Source organism: Ruegeria alba (genome assembly GCF_022321465.1).
Classification (GTDB): Bacteria; Pseudomonadota; Alphaproteobacteria; order Rhodobacterales; family Rhodobacteraceae; genus Ruegeria_B; species Ruegeria_B alba.
Genome location: NZ_JAKOEM010000004.1, coordinates 135,617 through 150,438, shown reverse-complemented (window position 1 = coordinate 150,438; position 14,822 = coordinate 135,617). Strand labels below are relative to the sequence as shown.

The 14,822-nt window shown below is 64.1% G+C and carries 14 protein-coding genes; 10 read left to right on the top strand and 4 right to left on the bottom strand.

Annotated elements, in window-relative coordinates; all coding sequences use genetic code 11:
- Positions 1–67 precede the first annotated feature (67 nt).
- The 5 genes from MB818_RS07510 (at position 68) to MB818_RS07490 (ending at position 3,487) form a co-directional block, all read left to right on the top strand.
- Positions 68–856 (top strand): exodeoxyribonuclease III, encoded by a 789-nt coding sequence (locus MB818_RS07510; RefSeq protein ID WP_234163167.1) that lies wholly within the window; start codon positions 68–70, stop codon positions 854–856.
- A gap of 96 nt (positions 857–952) precedes the next feature.
- Positions 953–1,870, top strand: a complete 918-nt coding sequence (trxA, locus tag MB818_RS07505) for a thioredoxin (protein WP_238904650.1) — start codon at positions 953–955, stop codon at positions 1,868–1,870.
- A 27-nt stretch (positions 1,871–1,897) separates the two neighbouring features.
- The gene (locus tag MB818_RS07500; RefSeq protein WP_234138413.1) at positions 1,898–2,542 is read left to right on the top strand and encodes an LON peptidase substrate-binding domain-containing protein; all 645 of its coding nucleotides are present in this window, start codon (positions 1,898–1,900) and stop codon (positions 2,540–2,542) included.
- Positions 2,539–2,727: a Trm112 family protein gene (locus tag MB818_RS07495; RefSeq protein ID WP_234138416.1), complete on the top strand. Its 189-nt coding sequence runs from the start codon at positions 2,539–2,541 to the stop codon at positions 2,725–2,727. Before MB818_RS07500 ends, MB818_RS07495 begins: the two co-directional genes overlap by 4 nt.
- Positions 2,720–3,487 (top strand): Stf0 sulfotransferase family protein, encoded by a 768-nt coding sequence (locus MB818_RS07490; protein ID WP_238904648.1) that lies wholly within the window; start codon positions 2,720–2,722, stop codon positions 3,485–3,487. The genes MB818_RS07495 and MB818_RS07490 overlap by 8 nt, the downstream gene beginning before the upstream one ends.
- A gap of 33 nt (positions 3,488–3,520) precedes the next feature.
- Here MB818_RS07490 and MB818_RS07485 read toward each other — a convergent pair whose 3' ends face one another.
- Positions 3,521–4,783 (bottom strand): FAD-dependent monooxygenase, encoded by a 1,263-nt coding sequence (locus MB818_RS07485; RefSeq protein ID WP_439653278.1) that lies wholly within the window; start codon positions 4,781–4,783, stop codon positions 3,521–3,523.
- Positions 4,784–4,831: 48 nt separating this feature from the next.
- Here MB818_RS07485 and MB818_RS07480 point away from each other — a divergent pair, with 48 nt between their 5' ends.
- From MB818_RS07480 to MB818_RS07465, 4 genes are all read left to right on the top strand, one after another.
- A complete protein-coding gene (locus MB818_RS07480; RefSeq protein WP_238904644.1) occupies positions 4,832–6,160 on the top strand; it encodes an amidase in 1,329 nt (442 codons plus the stop codon).
- A gap of 108 nt (positions 6,161–6,268) precedes the next feature.
- A complete protein-coding gene (locus MB818_RS07475) occupies positions 6,269–7,450 on the top strand; it encodes an aminotransferase class I/II-fold pyridoxal phosphate-dependent enzyme (RefSeq protein ID WP_238904642.1) in 1,182 nt (393 codons plus the stop codon).
- 14 nt (positions 7,451–7,464) lie between these two features.
- Positions 7,465–10,437: a DNA translocase FtsK gene (locus tag MB818_RS07470; protein ID WP_234138431.1), complete on the top strand. Its 2,973-nt coding sequence runs from the start codon at positions 7,465–7,467 to the stop codon at positions 10,435–10,437.
- Positions 10,438–10,475: 38 nt separating this feature from the next.
- A complete protein-coding gene (locus MB818_RS07465) occupies positions 10,476–11,072 on the top strand; it encodes a LolA family protein (RefSeq protein WP_234144407.1) in 597 nt (198 codons plus the stop codon).
- 21 nt (positions 11,073–11,093) lie between these two features.
- On the opposite strand, the gene MB818_RS07460 is transcribed toward MB818_RS07465, so the two are convergent.
- Complete coding sequence (locus MB818_RS07460; protein WP_234138436.1) at positions 11,094–11,684, bottom strand: transglycosylase SLT domain-containing protein; 591 nt, start codon at positions 11,682–11,684, stop codon at positions 11,094–11,096.
- A gap of 61 nt (positions 11,685–11,745) precedes the next feature.
- Entirely contained in the window at positions 11,746–12,627 is an 882-nt protein-coding gene (locus MB818_RS07455; protein ID WP_238904640.1) for an AEC family transporter, read from the bottom strand.
- 84 nt (positions 12,628–12,711) lie between these two features.
- Between MB818_RS07455 and hspQ the strand changes: the two genes are divergently transcribed.
- Positions 12,712–13,038 (top strand): heat shock protein HspQ, encoded by a 327-nt coding sequence (gene hspQ, locus MB818_RS07450; protein ID WP_234138440.1) that lies wholly within the window; start codon positions 12,712–12,714, stop codon positions 13,036–13,038.
- A 21-nt stretch (positions 13,039–13,059) separates the two neighbouring features.
- Here the strand turns inward: hspQ and MB818_RS07445 are convergent, their stop codons facing one another.
- Positions 13,060–14,643, bottom strand: a complete 1,584-nt coding sequence (locus tag MB818_RS07445; RefSeq protein ID WP_234138443.1) for a gamma-glutamyltransferase family protein — start codon at positions 14,641–14,643, stop codon at positions 13,060–13,062.
- Positions 14,644–14,822: the final 179 nt, after the last annotated feature.

The following is a 14,822-nucleotide window of genomic DNA, read 5'->3' as shown; positions in this document are numbered from 1 at the left end:
TACAGGCCATGGACATCGACGGACAAGGCGATAGGTTTCGCCGGACCCGACGAAAGCGAGACGCGCCATGCCCTTTACCCTTGCCACCTGGAACATCAACTCGGTCCGCCTGCGCGAACCCATCGTGTGCAAGCTTTTGGCCGAAGAGGGGCCTGACATCCTGTGCCTGCAAGAGATCAAGTCGCCGGTCGACAAGATGCCGGTCGAAAGCTTTGCCGAGCTGGGATACCGGCATGTCGTGGCGCATGGTCAAAAGGGCTATAACGGAGTCGCCATCCTGTCGCGCCTGCCGATCGAGGAAGTCGCGCGCGAGGACTTCGCCACCCTCGGCCATGCCCGCCATGTCGCGGCGCGGCTGGAAAACGGGGTGACGATCCACAACTTCTATGTCCCCGCCGGGGGCGATGTGCCCGACCGCGAGGTGAACGAGAAGTTCGGCCAGAAGCTCGACTACCTGACCGAGATGCGCGACTGGTTCCACGCCAACAGTCCCGAGAAATCCATTCTGGTGGGTGATCTCAACATCGCCCCGCGCGAGGACGATGTCTGGAGCCACAAGCAGCTCCTCAAGATCGTGTCGCACACGCCGATCGAGGTCGACCACCTGGGCCAGGTGATGGACGCGGGCAAATGGGTCGACATCACCCGTCAGGATATCCCCGAGGGGCTCTTGTATTCCTGGTGGTCCTACCGGGCCAAGGATTGGGATGCCGCCGACAAGGGTCGCAGGCTCGACCATGTCTGGGCCACGCCCGACATCTCGAACGCGGGCCATTCCAGCCGCATCCTGCGCGACGCGCGCGGGTGGGAGAAACCCAGCGACCACGCCCCGGTCTTTGCCAGTTTCGACCTTTGATCGAATAGAATCCGGCCCCAGGAGAGAACTGAGGCCTTGGTTTCCCTGCATGTCAGGCGCATATAGGGGCCAAATCCGAACCGGAGAAAAGAGACGATGGAACTTCTGAATGGCGCGGGTGCGACCCCCGCAGGCGATCTGATCAAGGACACAAGCGAAGCCACCTTCATGGCCGACGTGGTCGAGGCCAGCCAGACGGTTCCGGTGATCGTCGATTTCTGGGCGCCGTGGTGCGGCCCGTGCAAGACGCTTGGCCCCGCGCTCGAGGCCGCCGTGACCGCCGCCAAGGGCGCAGTGAAGATGGTCAAGATCAATGTCGACGAAAACCAGATGATCGCGGGCCAGATGCGGATCCAGTCGATCCCGACCGTCTATGCCTTTTACCAAGGCCAGCCGGTCGACGGGTTCCAGGGGGCGTTGCCCGCGTCCGAAATCAAGGGCTTCATCGACCGGGTGGTCGCCGCCGCCGGTGGCGAGGCGCCCGGCGCCCAGCTCGACGAGGCGGTTGCCGCCGCCGAGGAGATGCTGGAGCAGGGCGCCGCTGCCGATGCGGCAGAAACCTTTGCCGCGATCCTCGGCGAAGAGCCCGACCATGCCGCCGCCTATGGCGGGCTGGTGCGTGCCCATATCGCGCTGGGCGATCTGGACCAGGCCGAAGCCATTTTGAACGGTGCACCCGCCGCGATCTCGACCAAGCCCGAGCTGGAAGCCGCCCATGCCCAGCTGGAACTGGCGCGTCAGGCGTCGAATGCCGGTCCGGTCGCCGAACTTGCCGCCGCGGTCGAGGCCGATCCGAACAACCATCAGGCCCGGTTTGATCTGGCCCAGGCTTTGCATGCCGCTGGCCGGACCGAAGAGGCGGTTACCGAACTGCTCGACCTGTTCCGCCGTGACCGCGAGTGGAACGAGGGCGCCGCCAAGGCGCAGCTTTTCACCATCTTCGATGCGCTCAAGCCCAACGATCCGATCGTGCTCAATGGCCGTCGCAAACTCAGCTCGATGATATTTGCCTAATCGCGCGATAGAGCTACAGTTGAAGGCATGATGCAATCCGCTGACCTTCCCGACACGTTGGCGGTTTTTCCGCTGCCCGGAGCGCTGCTGCTGCCCCGGTCTCGGCTACCGCTGCATGTGTTCGAACCGCGTTACCTTCAGATGCTGGATGATGCGCTGCGCACGCCGCAGCGGCTGATCGGTATGGTACAGCCCAATCCCTGCCGGCAGGATGGCGGCAAGCTGCATCAGATCGGTTGTGCCGGGCGGGTCACCCAGTTCTCCGAGACCGAGGACGGACGCTACATGATCACCCTGACCGGTGTGTCGCGCTTTCGGATAAAGTCCGAGGTCGACGGGTTTGCACCCTATCGCCGTTGTACCGTCTGCTGGAAAAGCTTCGATCACGATCTGGCCGCCGCTTGCGCGCCCGATCCCCGGTTCGATCGCGATGCCTTCCTGCGACTGCTGCAACGGTTCTTCGAGGCGCGCGACATGTGCACCGACTGGGACAGCCTGACCCAGGCCGATGATGAGCTGCTGGTCAATTCGCTGTCGATGCTGCTGGATTTCACACCCGAGGACAAACAGGCCCTGCTCGAAGCACCCTGCCTCAAGACCCGGCGCGAAACGTTGGTCACCCTGATCGAATTCGCCCTCTGCGGCAACAGCGGCAAGGACCCCCTGCAATGAGTGAAACCCCCGCAGCCTTTGACCGCCGCATGCTCGAGGCGCTGGTCTGCCCGCTCACCCATGCCACGCTGGAATACGATGCCGAGGCGCAGGAACTGATCTCGAAGGGGGCCAAGCTGGCCTTTCCGATCCGTAACGGGATCCCGGTGATGCTGGTGGACGAGGCGCGCCCGCTGGATGACTGAACGGCCTGCGGCCTATATCCTTTGCGGGACGCCGCGCAGCGGCAGCACCCTCCTTTGCGGCTATCTGGCGGCCACCGGCGTGGCCGGGGCCCCTGATTCCTTCTTTCGCACACAATCCGTTGATTTCTGGGCCCAGGATTGGGGCCTGCCCGAGACGCTGCGCCCGGGCGCGGCCGGATTTGACCGTGCGTATCTCGATGCGGCGCTGGTCGAGGGGCGAGGCGGGACGCCTGTGTTCGGGCTGCGCCTGATGCGCGAGAATCTGGGCGACATGCTGGGCATGCTCGACCATCTCTATCCCGGATCGCCCGGCGATACGGCCTTGATCGAGGCGGCATTTGGACCAACCCGCTATCTGCATCTGCGCCGCCGGGACAAGGTGGCGCAAGCGGTGTCGCGGGTACGGGCCGAGCAATCGGGCCTCTGGCATATCGCGCCCGACGGGCGCGAGATCGAACGGCTCGCTCCCCATCGCGACCCGGTCTACGATTTCGCCGCGATAGACACCCAAGTGCGCGCGCTTGAAGCTTATGAAGCGGGCTGGACCAAATGGTTCGCTGCTCAGGGCATCACGCCGCTCGTCATCGACTACGAAGACCTCGCGGACACGCCGATAGAGGTGGTCTCGGACATTCTTGCGCATCTGGAGCAAGATCCGGACCGGGCGCAAGGCCTGACCCCGGCGGTTGCCAAACTCTCTGGCGCAGAAAGCCGGGACTGGGTGCAGCGCTTTCGGGCACAGCGCGAAGGCAGCGCCTGAGGCGCGGACGCCTGACAGGCCGGAAGACCGCACTCAGATCGCGCGGCCCTGCATCAGTTTCGGCAGGTCACCGGTCAGCCCGGCCGCCTCGCGCACGAAGCCGCGCCGCAATCCGGGGAAGGCGCCGATCACGCCCATGCCGACATCGCGACCCAGCCGCAGGATCGGGTTGTCGTTGGAAAACAGCCGGTTGAAGGCATCGGTCGCCAGTGCCAGCGTCGCCGTGTCGAACCGGCGCCATTGCTGATAACGGTCCAATACGGATACCGAGCCGATATCCTCGCCCCGGCGGGTGGCCAAAATCAGAACCTCGGCCAGCGCGCCCACGTCGCGCAGGCCCGCGTTCAGCCCCTGACCGGCAATAGGATGCATGCCATGCGCGGCATCTCCCACCAGCGCCAACCGTTCGCCGACAAAGGCATTGGCCACGGTCAGGTTCAGCGGATAGGTGAAGCGGGCACCCTCCAGCCGGATCTCGCCCAGGAAATCGCCGAACCGGGGGCGCAGGATTTCCAGATATTCCGCCTCGGGCAGGGCATTGATGCGGGCGGCGGCCTCGGTCCGCTCGCTCCAGACGATCGAGCTGCGATTGCCGGGCAGCGGCAGGATCGCCAGCGGCCCCGGCGGCATGAAGAACTGATGCGCGATACCATGATGGGGCAATTCGTGTGCAATGGCGCAGACCAGCGCGGTCTGGCCATAGTCCCAGCCGGTCCGCTTGATGCCCGCGCGCGCGGCGGTGCCGCTCTTGCGTCCGTCACAGCCCACCACCAACCCGGCACGCAACTGCGAGCCATCCGCCAAGGTCAGCGTAACGCCGGTGGCATCGGTTTGTTGCGCGGTAACGGCGGTGCCGTTCAGCCGGGTGATGCCCGGCGCCGCCTCCATCGCGGCCAGCAGCGCGCGCCGGAGATAGCGGTCCTCGACCATGTAGCCCATTGGCCCTTCTTCGATCTCGGCATGGTCGAAGTGCAGGAAGAAGGGGGAGGGGCCTGCGCCGGCATGGCCGTCGCTGACCTTGATTTCCAGCATCGGTTGGGCGGCACCCGCTACATGATCCCAGACGCCCACAGCGGCCAGCAGCCGTTGCGAGGCCAGCGCCAGCGCATAGGCGCGGCCATCGAATGCGGCGTCGGTGCGCAGCGGCTCGGGCAGGGCATCCACCAGGGTGACGCTTTGCCCGCTCTGGGCCAGCGCCAGGGCCAGCACCGGACCGTTCAGCCCGCCACCCACGATTGCGATATCGGCTCTATGTTCCATGAGTCGCAATATGCGCGCCGGTTCGGGATTGTCCATGCGCGGTCCTGTCGCTACCGTCGCGGCAAAAGCAAGCGGGAGGGTAAGATGAGCGATTGGCTGACGATGACGGCAAGCGATCTGGGGCGCGGCATCGCGGCGGGGAAGATCGACCCTGTCGAACTGACCGAATGCTATCTGAACGCTATCGATGCCCATCCAGACCGCGACCGCATCTATGCCCGCGTCACCGCCGACCGTGCGCGGGCCGAGGCGCGCGCCGCCGCCGAACGCGCCAGGCTGGGCCTGCGCCGGTCGCTGTTCGATGGTGTACCGCTCAGCTGGAAGGACCTGTTCGACAGCGCGGGCGTGGCCACCGAATCCGGCTCGGCCCTGCTCGCGGGACGCGTGCCCGAGGCGGACGCTCTGGTGCTGCGCAATGCCACCGCTGCGGGCGCCGTCTGCCTGGGCAAGACCCATATGAGCGAGCTGGCCTTTTCCGGTCTTGGCCTCAACCCGGTGACCGCAACCCCGCCCAACCCGCATGATCCGGCCTGGGTGCCGGGCGGGTCCTCTTCGGGGGCGGCGGCCTCGGTCTCGTTCGGCCTTGCCGCCTGTGGCATCGGCTCGGATACCGGTGGGTCTGTCCGCATCCCCTCGGCATGGCACGATCTGGTCGGGCTCAAGACCACGTCGGGGCGGCTCAGCCTCGAAGGGGTGGTGCCGCTCTGCCTGAAGTTCGACACGGTCGGCCCGCTGGCCCGCTCGGTCGAGGATGCGGCCGAGGCGCTGGCCCTGCTGGAGGGGGGACGCGCCGCTGACCTGCGGGGCGTATCGCTCAAAGGGTGCCGTCTGGCCGTGTTGCAAACCGTGGCGCTGGATGATCTGCGTGAGGCGCCGGGCGCGGGGTTCGAGTCCGCGCTGACGCGCCTGTCCGCCGCAGGGGCCGAGATCGTGCCGCTTGATGTGCCGGAACTGGTCGATGCGATGGCCCTGTCGGGTGTTCTCTATACCGCCGAGGCCTATGGCCTGTGGCGTGACGTGATCGAGGCCAATCCCAGTGCCATGTATGACCAGATCCTGGAACGGTTCCGCGCCGGTGCTGGTTTCTCGGGTCCCGATTACGTAGCCGCCTGGGCGCGGCTGGAAACCTGCCGCGCGGCCTGGGATGGCGCGGTTGCCGGGTTCGATGCGGTGCTGATGCCCACCGCACCAATCCTGCCGCCCGACCGTGACCGGCTGCTCAGCGACCACGACTATTACGTGTCCGAAAACCTGCTGGCGCTGCGCAATACCCGCATCGGCAACCTGATGGGCCTCAGCGGGCTGAGCCTGCCCACGGGCATGCCGGCCTGCGGTCTGATGATGCTGGGGCGCCCGGACGGCGAAGAGGCGCTGTTGCGCGTGGGCGCGGCGGCAGAGCGGGCGCTGACCTGAATGCCACAATTCCCTGCGCAGGCAACGCTTTGTCTGGACGCACGCGGGGATCGTCTGTACTTTGGTTTGCAAACGGGGCGTTGACGATCCCGACACGAGGCAGACCAGATGAACTTCCCCGAGCGGTTTTCGAACCTACCGGCCTATGCATTCCCGCGCCTGCGTGCGTTGCTCGACCACCATCCGGCGGGCGGCGAAGTCGTGCATATGACCATCGGAGAGCCCAAGCACGATTTCCCGGCCTGGGTTACCGAAGTGATCGTCGAGAATGCCCATCTGTTCCAAAGTTATCCGCCGAACGAGGGCTCACCCGAACTGCGCGGCGCGATCACGGACTGGATCGCGCGTCGCTATGGCGTGACGCTCGACCCCGAGAAAAACGTGATGGCGCTGAATGGCACGCGCGAGGGTCTCTATAACGCCGCCATGGCGCTCTGCCCCGAGCAGAAGAACGGACAGCGACCAATCGTGCTGTGTCCGAACCCGTTCTATCAGGTCTATATGGTTGCCGCGATTTCAGTGGGCGCCGAGCCGCATTTCGTGCCCGCGACCGCCGCCACCGGACATCTGCCCGACTACGCCAGCCTGCCCACCGAGGTTCTGAACCGCACCGCCGTGGCCTATATCTGTTCGCCCGCCAACCCGCAGGGCGCAGTCGCCAGCCGTGCATATTGGATGGAACTGATCGGTCTGGCCGAACAATACGATTTCCGCATTTTCGCCGACGAGTGTTACTCCGAGATCTACCGTGACACAGCGCCCACGGGCGCGCTGACCGTCGCCCAAGAGATGGGCGCCGATCCCGAGCGGGTGGTGCTGTTCAACTCTCTGTCGAAACGCTCGAACCTGGCGGGCCTGCGCTCGGGCTTGATCGCGGGTGGGCCGGAAACGCTGAAACATGTCAAGCAGTTGCGCAACTATTCCGGAGCGCCGCTGCCCGGTCCGTTGCAGGCCGCCGCCGCGCGGGTCTGGGCGGACGAGGCGCATGTCGCCGAAAATCGCGCGCTTTATCAGGAGAAATACGCGCTGGCCGATCAGGTCTTTGCCGGGGTGCAGGGCTATCAGCCGCCCGAGGCTGGCTTCTTTCTCTGGTTGCCCGTCGATGATGGCGAGACAGCATCGCTCAAGGCATGGCGCGAAACCGGCGTCCGGGTGCTGCCCGGCGCCTATCTGGCACAGGGAAAACCGGGGCTGAACCCTGGAGAGACATATATCAGGGTCGCGATGGTGGCCCCAAAACAAGACTTGCAGCGCGGGCTGATCGCCCTTCGCGACTGCATCTATCGCTGAGGTTCGAGGGTAGCATGGCATCATATCACGCACGCAGTCGCGATCCACTTCTGGACAGCAACATGCAGGCCGCGATCGAGCGGCGCGGGAAGGAATTGCTGGGACTGGCGCTGATCGTGCTGGGCCTGCTCGCAGCGGCGATGGTGGGCACCTATACGCCCGACGATCCCAACTGGATGGTGTCGACCGATGCACCGGTGCAGAACTGGACCGGGCGGATTGGTGCGTCGATCGCGGCGCCGCTGTTCATGATCGTCGGTGGCGGCGCCTGGGGCATCCCGTTGGTGCTGATCGCCTGGGGTCTGCGCTTTGCCCTGCATTCAGGTGAGGACCGAGCCATTGGCCGGCTGGTCTTCATGCCGATCTGGATCGCGGTCGTGTCGGTCTATGCCGCCACTCTTGTTCCCGGCGAGGCCTGGCGCGCAACCCACAGCTTCGGTCTGGGCGGTCTGTTTGGCGATACCGTGATGGGGGCGCTGCTGACGCTGGTTCCGCTGGGGTCGCATCTGATGGTCAAGCTGACCTCGCTGGCCATGGCCGTGATCATGCTGACGATGGCGGCCTTTGTACTGGGCTTTACCTCGTCCGAGATCCGGCGCGGTCTGCGCCATGCGATGGTAGGCGCGATCCTGGTCTATGGCGGGGTGATGACCCTGCTGGGCCGTGGCGCATCGGCCGGGGTTGCGGCGGCTCGGGCGCGACAGGCGCTGCGCGCCGAGCGGCGCGAAGCGGCCAGGCTTGCCGCCGAAGAGGCCAGAATGGCCGAAGAGGCGGCCAATGCCGAGGCTCTGCTCGAGGACGACGATCTCCCCAGATCGGCACCGCAACCGAAATCCGGCCTGCTGGCACGGATGCCGGCGCTGATCCGTCGACCCGAACCCATGCCCCAGCTGGAACTTGTCGAACCCGAACCGGTTCAGGGCTATGACAAGATGCCGGGAGCCGATCATATCGCCTCAAAGATCGCCGCCGTCGTGCGCAGTCGCAAAGAGGCGGCGGGCGTAGTTGCACCAACGCCCGAACCGCAACGCCCGCTGACCAAGGGGCGCGGACGCGGTCCCGATCCGTTGGTGCTGGATACTCGCCGCCGGGGCGATCTGCCCGCCGAACCACCGGTGACCGCCGCGCAGCGAGCGCCGCAGCAGGCCGCGGCGGTTTCTGAGACAGTTACCGCCGTATCCTCGGTCTTCCCGGACATGACCCAGGCTTCGGGTTTCCAGCCGATGCCGACTGAGGAGCATTATGAGGACTGGAAGACGGAAGACCGGTTCGAATCCGGCACGCTGCCGTCAGACGACGCCTCGCCGTATCAGGCCGTCCCGACGCCACAACCGCAACCGATGTCCAACATCCCGGCCGCTCAACCGCGCAAGCCGGTGGTCGAGCAGCCGGTGCGGCGCAACCCTGTGCCCTCGCGCCGCGCGCAAGCGGAGGCGCAGCCCGCGCTTGCCTTCGAAGAACCCGCTGTCGCCTTCGAACTGCCGCCGCTGAACCTGCTTTCCAACCCCACCAACATCCAGCGTCACCATCTCAGCGACGAGGCGCTCGAGGAAAATGCGCGCATGCTGGAGAACGTGCTGGACGACTATGGCGTCAAGGGTGAGATCGTCTCGGTTCGCCCCGGTCCGGTCGTCACCATGTACGAGCTGGAACCGGCACCGGGCCTCAAGGCCAGCCGCGTCATCGGTCTGGCCGACGATATCGCGCGCTCGATGTCGGCCCTGTCGGCGCGTGTCTCGACCGTGCCGGGTCGCTCGGTAATCGGAATCGAACTGCCAAACGAGAATCGTGAAAAGGTAGTGTTGCGCGAAATCTTGGCCAGTCGTGATTTTGGCGACAGCAACATGAGTCTGCCGCTGGCGCTGGGCAAGGATATTGGTGGTGACTCGGTGGTGGCCAACCTTGCCAAGATGCCCCACCTGCTGATCGCGGGCACCACCGGTTCGGGTAAATCGGTGGCGATCAACACCATGATCCTGTCGCTGCTTTACAAGCTGACGCCCGCCGAATGCCGGCTGATCATGATCGATCCCAAGATGCTGGAACTCTCGGTTTATGACGGCATTCCGCATCTGCTCTCTCCGGTGGTGACCGACCCGAAAAAGGCCGTCGTTGCCCTGAAATGGGTGGTGGGCGAGATGGAGGACCGCTATCGCAAGATGTCCAAGATGGGCGTCCGCAACATCGAGGGCTTCAACGGTCGCGTCCGCGAGGCACTGGCCAAGGGCGAGATGTTCAGCCGCACGGTGCAGACCGGCTTTGACGACGAGACCGGCGAACCCGTGTTCGAGACCGAGGAATTCCAGCCCATCCCGCTGCCCTATATCGTCGTCATCGTCGACGAGATGGCCGACCTGATGATGGTCGCGGGCAAGGAGATCGAGGCCTGTATCCAGCGTCTGGCCCAAATGGCGCGCGCCTCGGGTATTCACCTGATCATGGCGACCCAGCGCCCCTCGGTCGATGTGATCACCGGTACCATCAAGGCCAACTTCCCCACGCGGATCAGCTTCCAGGTGACGTCAAAGATCGACAGCCGCACCATCCTGGGCGAGATGGGCGCCGAACAGCTCTTGGGCCAGGGCGACATGCTTTACATGGCGGGCGGGGCCAAGATCACGCGCTGCCATGGCCCCTTTGTCAGCGACGAAGAGGTCGAGGAGATCGTCAACCACCTGAAACAGTTCGGCCCGCCCGATTATATCGGTGGCGTGGTCGAAGGCCCGGACGATGACAAGGCAGATAATATCGACGCGGTGCTCGGGCTGAACACCGGCGGCAACACCGATGGCGAGGATGCGCTGTATGATCAGGCGGTGGCCATCGTCATCAAGGACCGCAAATGTTCGACCTCTTACATTCAGCGGAAACTCGCCATCGGCTATAACAAGGCCGCCCGGCTGGTCGAGCAGATGGAGGACGAAGGCGTTGTTTCTTCGGCAAATCACGTCGGCAAACGCGAAATCCTGGTGCCGGAGCAGGGGTGATCTTTTCCGGTGCCGGGCGAATGCTTATCTGGGGTGACATGAAACGGATTGCACTCGCACTTGCGCTGACCCTGGTCGCGCCTGTGGCCTGGGCGGCGGACAAGCTGCCTTTGGCTGAAATATCGACCTATCTGAACGGTCTGAAAACCGTTCAGACCACGTTCACCCAGATCAACGATGACGGCTCGCTGAGTACCGGCAAACTGTGGCTGCAACGGCCTGGCCGGATGCGGTTCGAATACGACCCGCCCGACCGCTCGGTGGTGCTGGCCAAGGGCGGCACCGTGATCATCCACGATCCCAAATCGAACCAGCCGCCCGAGCAGTATCCGCTGAACCGGACGCCCTTGTCGATCGTTCTGGCGCGAACGGTGGACCTGGACCGGGCCAATATGGTGGTGGGGCATGCCTTTGACGGTACCGCCACCGTGGTCACCGCGCAGGACCCAGAGAACCCCGACTACGGGCGTATCGACCTCAGCTTTACCGATGATCCGGTCGAATTGCGCAAATGGGTGGTCCATGATGGCGCCGGGTCGCGCACCACGGTGATCCTCGGGCAACTGACCAAGGGTAACAGCCTGAATCAGAACCTGTTCATCGACGGTCAACCGGGCGTCTCGGTCAACCGCTGAGCAGGCCCCCGGAATCCAGAGTCAATTCCGATATCGGCGGCAGCTTGAAAGCTGCCGCTGATACATGTTTGCCCGTGCCGCTACATCATCGGCAGTACGCAGCAACCAGGACTTTCCGTTATGGCTGCCACGGGCATATCCTGCATGCCCCTCGTGATAAGCCAAATACTGGTTGCGCGCATCGCCAAGCGAAATGCCGTTTTTCTCGCGCGTCTTGTTCATGTACCAGCCGATGAAATCCGAGGCGTCCTTGATCCGGTCGCGTTTGGCGCCGCGCCGCCCGGTTTCCTTGCGATACTGGTCCCAGGTTCCGTCCAGCGCCTGACTATAGCCGAAAGCGCTGCTTTGCCGACCCACCGGAATCACGCCCAGCACGAACTGGTGAGGCGTACGCGCGTCGGAACGATAACGGCTTTCGTAATAAATGGTCGACATCTGGACATGCACGGGCACGCCCCATTTGCGTTCCGTCTGCTTGAACGCCTTGATGTATTCGGGGCGCTCGCCCGCAATACTGCAAGCATCATCAAGATTGCGCGGCGGGTTTTTCGACCCACCGCTGCACGATACCATCAACAGCACCGCAACCAGCGCGCAAAGAGATCTGCTCATCTGCCTCTTGCCTTTTTTTGGGCAGTTTAACGCATTCTGCGAAATGATGGAATCACATTCGCTAGAGAACTGCGGCCAGAACCAGAGGCAAGGCGCCGACCGCCAGCAGGGTCGAGACCATCACCATCCCGGCCACCGCCTCGGCATCGGCGCCGAATCGTTCGGCCAGCAGATAGGCCGAAACCGCTGCGGGGACCGACATCTGAACCACCAGTACCCCAAGTGCCGGGCCGCTTAGGCCAAAGCCTTGCGCGACAAGCCAGCCGATCGGGAAACAGACCGCCAGTTTCAGTATCGACAGTCCCACCGCCTGTCCGATCCGTCGGATCGACAAGCGGGCAATCGCCACACCCAGCGTAATCAGCATCAGCGGCACCGCCATCTGTCCGATCAGTTCCAGCGCGTTGGTCAGAAAACGCGGGGTCTGCCAGTCCTGGGTAAGGAACAGCGCCCCCAGCAGCGTTGCCCAGACCATCGGCTCGCGAACGACCTTGGTCAGCGACCCCTGTCCAGCAACCACGTGGATGCCATAAGAAAACGACCACAGGGCGCTGAGCGAAAAGAACACCACCGCATAGCTCAGCCCCTCGACCCCGAAGGCGAACATGCACAGCGGCAGGCCCAGATTGCCGGTGTTTCCGAACAACAGCGGCGGCAGATAGGTTCGCCGGTCCAGCCCGCTGACCCGCACGATCAGTCCGAACACCATGGTCAGCGCCAGAATCGCCAGCGCCGAGGCGAGGCTGAAGCGGCTGAGATCGCCGCCCGGAATCTCGGTCTTCATCAGCGCGACAAAGATCAGGCAGGGTACGGCCAACATGGTTCCCAGCCGGGTGACGAATTGCAGCCTGTACTCGAATCCCATCCGCACCCAGCCGAACCCGATAGCTGCCAGCAGAAAAACAGGTGCGACAATTTCAAGCACTGTTACGGCAAGGTTCACAGACTGTTTCCCTTAATTATCGATCAATTGTTGGACACCGGGCGGCGGTTGACGGTACTAATTGCATTAGGGGCTGAAATGACAATGATGAAATCACACGCCAAATATCATTTGGGGCAAGTGGTCCGTCATCGCAAACACCCGTTCCGAGGTGTCGTGTTCGATGTGGATCCACAATTTGCCAATACCGAGGAGTGGTACCAGGCTATCCCCGAGGATAGCCGGCCACTGAAGAATCAACCCTTCTACCACCTGCTAGCCGAGAACGACCAGAGCTACTACGTGGCCTATGTGTCCGAACAGAACCTGATTGCCGACTATTCCGGCGAGCCGGTGGAGCACCCGGATATTCCCGACATGTTCGGGCCGTTCCAAGATGGGACATATCCCCTGCACTTCCAGTTAAACTAATCGGCGCAGCGCGCGCAGGGCTCAATAACCCAGCGCGCAACCGTCCTTACGTGCGTCGCTGGCGGCTTCCAGCACACCATCGGTGCGGATGCGGATCGCCTGCGCGCCGCCCAGCGGGACCTCCGGTGTGACCACCTTGTGACCCATATCGGCAAGTGCCCGGCGCACAGCGTCCGGGTAACCGCGTTCCAGCTTCAACACGCCCGCATCGGCAAAGGCGCGTGGGGCGTCGATGGCGGTCTGCAAATCCATCCCGAAATCGACCAGGTTCGAGGTGAAGCGTGCATGGCCCACCGGCTGATACGCACCGCCCATTACGCCAAATGGGGTCAACGTACCGGGCCCCTCGCGCAGCATGCCCGGGATGATGGTGTGCATTGGCCGTTTACCACCCGCCATCTCGTTCGGGTGGCCCGCTTGCAGGGTGAAGCCGGCGCCGCGGTTTTGCAGCAGTATGCCGAATTTCTCCGAGGCGATGCCCGACCCGAAGCCATGGAAGATCGAATAGATCAGCGAAACCGTCATGCGGTCGCGGTCAACGACGGTGATATAGATTGTGTCCTTGTGCACCGCCTCGGTCAGCAGTGCGGCAGCGGCCATGGCGCGTTTCGGGTCGATCAATGCCGCCAGCCGCGCTGCCGTTTTCGGGGCCAGCATGTGATTCAGCCGGTCGGTATGGTCGGGATCGGCTAGGAACCGGTTGCGCGCGTCATAGGCCAGCTTGGCCGCCTCGGCCTCGATATGGATGCGCTCGGCGCCCAGCGGATCCATCGTAGCGATGTTGAAATGCGACAGGATGTTGAGCAGCAGGATCGCCGTGGCACCCTGTCCGTTGGGCGGATGTTCTACTAGATCGGCGGATTTGTAGGGTCCTGAGATAGGTTCGGTCGGGGTGCAGGCGGTGGCGTCGAAATCCTCGGCGCGGTGCGGGCCGCCCAGAGCGTTCAGCGCTTCCAGCATGTCCTCGGCCACTTCTCCGGTATAGAACCCGTCGCGCCCGAGGTGGGCGATGCGGCGCAGAACCTCGGCCTGTCCGGGGGCGGCGAAGACCTGGCCGGTCTTCGGCACGCGCCCTTCCAGTAGATAGTGGCGCCGCGCCGCGCCCTTGAGTGTGCCCGCCTCTCGCGCCCAGTCGAAAGCCACGCGTGGGGCCACCGGAACTCCGTGCTCGGCATAATGGATCGCGGGTTGCAGTAGCGTGTCGAGACCCAATCGCCCCTCGGCTTCGGCCAGATGGCAAAAGGCGTCGATGGCGCCGGGCATGGTGACCGCATGGGGGCTGCCAAGCGGAACGCGCTCCAGCCCTTGCGCGCGCAGGGCAGCAGCAGAGGCAGAGGCGCCAGCGGCGGCACGGCCCGAGCCGTTCAGGGCGCGGATGTGGTCTTCACCGGGTCTGGTATAAAGCACGAAACAGTCTCCACCGATCCCGGTCATCTGCGGCTCGCAGATGCCCAGAACCAGACCGGCGGCCAATGCCGCATCCATCGCGTTGCCGCCACGTTTGAGCAGATCGATCGCAACCTGCGCCGCAAGCGGGTGCGAGGTGGCGCACATCCCCTCGGTGGCATAGGCCGGCGAACGTCCGGGCAGGTGAAAATCGCGCATATCGATGTCTCCCTCGTGGTACCGCGACACTAGGGGGCGGGCGCGGGAAATCAATCCAGCGATCTCGCGAACACGAGGTTTTCAGGAGGGAATGTCAGGGAGGTAGTCCTCGGCGCCGCGCACTGGGTGGGGGCTGTAACGCGCAACGCCGAGGGAAGCCATATGCAGCTACAGGTTCG

Bases quoted from the DNA above. Each gene is read 5' to 3' on its own strand.
- MB818_RS07470 (WP_234138431.1), top strand. From the start codon at position 7,465: ATGGCATCATATCACGCACGCAGTCGCGATCCACTTCTGGACAGCAAC.
- MB818_RS07475 (WP_238904642.1), top strand. From the start codon at position 6,269: ATGAACTTCCCCGAGCGGTTTTCGAACCTACCGGCCTATGCATTCCCG.
- MB818_RS07490 (WP_238904648.1), top strand. From the start codon at position 2,720: ATGACTGAACGGCCTGCGGCCTATATCCTTTGCGGGACGCCGCGCAGC.
- MB818_RS07510 (WP_234163167.1), top strand. From the start codon at position 68: ATGCCCTTTACCCTTGCCACCTGGAACATCAACTCGGTCCGCCTGCGC.
- MB818_RS07445 (WP_234138443.1), bottom strand. From the start codon at position 14,643: ATGCGCGATTTTCACCTGCCCGGACGTTCGCCGGCCTATGCCACCGAG.
- MB818_RS07495 (WP_234138416.1), top strand. From the start codon at position 2,539: ATGAGTGAAACCCCCGCAGCCTTTGACCGCCGCATGCTCGAGGCGCTG.
- trxA (WP_238904650.1), top strand. From the start codon at position 953: ATGGAACTTCTGAATGGCGCGGGTGCGACCCCCGCAGGCGATCTGATC.
- MB818_RS07485 (WP_439653278.1), bottom strand. From the start codon at position 4,783: ATGGACAATCCCGAACCGGCGCGCATATTGCGACTCATGGAACATAGA.
- MB818_RS07500 (WP_234138413.1), top strand. From the start codon at position 1,898: ATGATGCAATCCGCTGACCTTCCCGACACGTTGGCGGTTTTTCCGCTG.
- MB818_RS07460 (WP_234138436.1), bottom strand. From the start codon at position 11,684: ATGAGCAGATCTCTTTGCGCGCTGGTTGCGGTGCTGTTGATGGTATCG.
- MB818_RS07480 (WP_238904644.1), top strand. From the start codon at position 4,832: ATGAGCGATTGGCTGACGATGACGGCAAGCGATCTGGGGCGCGGCATC.
- MB818_RS07465 (WP_234144407.1), top strand. From the start codon at position 10,476: ATGAAACGGATTGCACTCGCACTTGCGCTGACCCTGGTCGCGCCTGTG.
- hspQ (WP_234138440.1), top strand. From the start codon at position 12,712: ATGATGAAATCACACGCCAAATATCATTTGGGGCAAGTGGTCCGTCAT.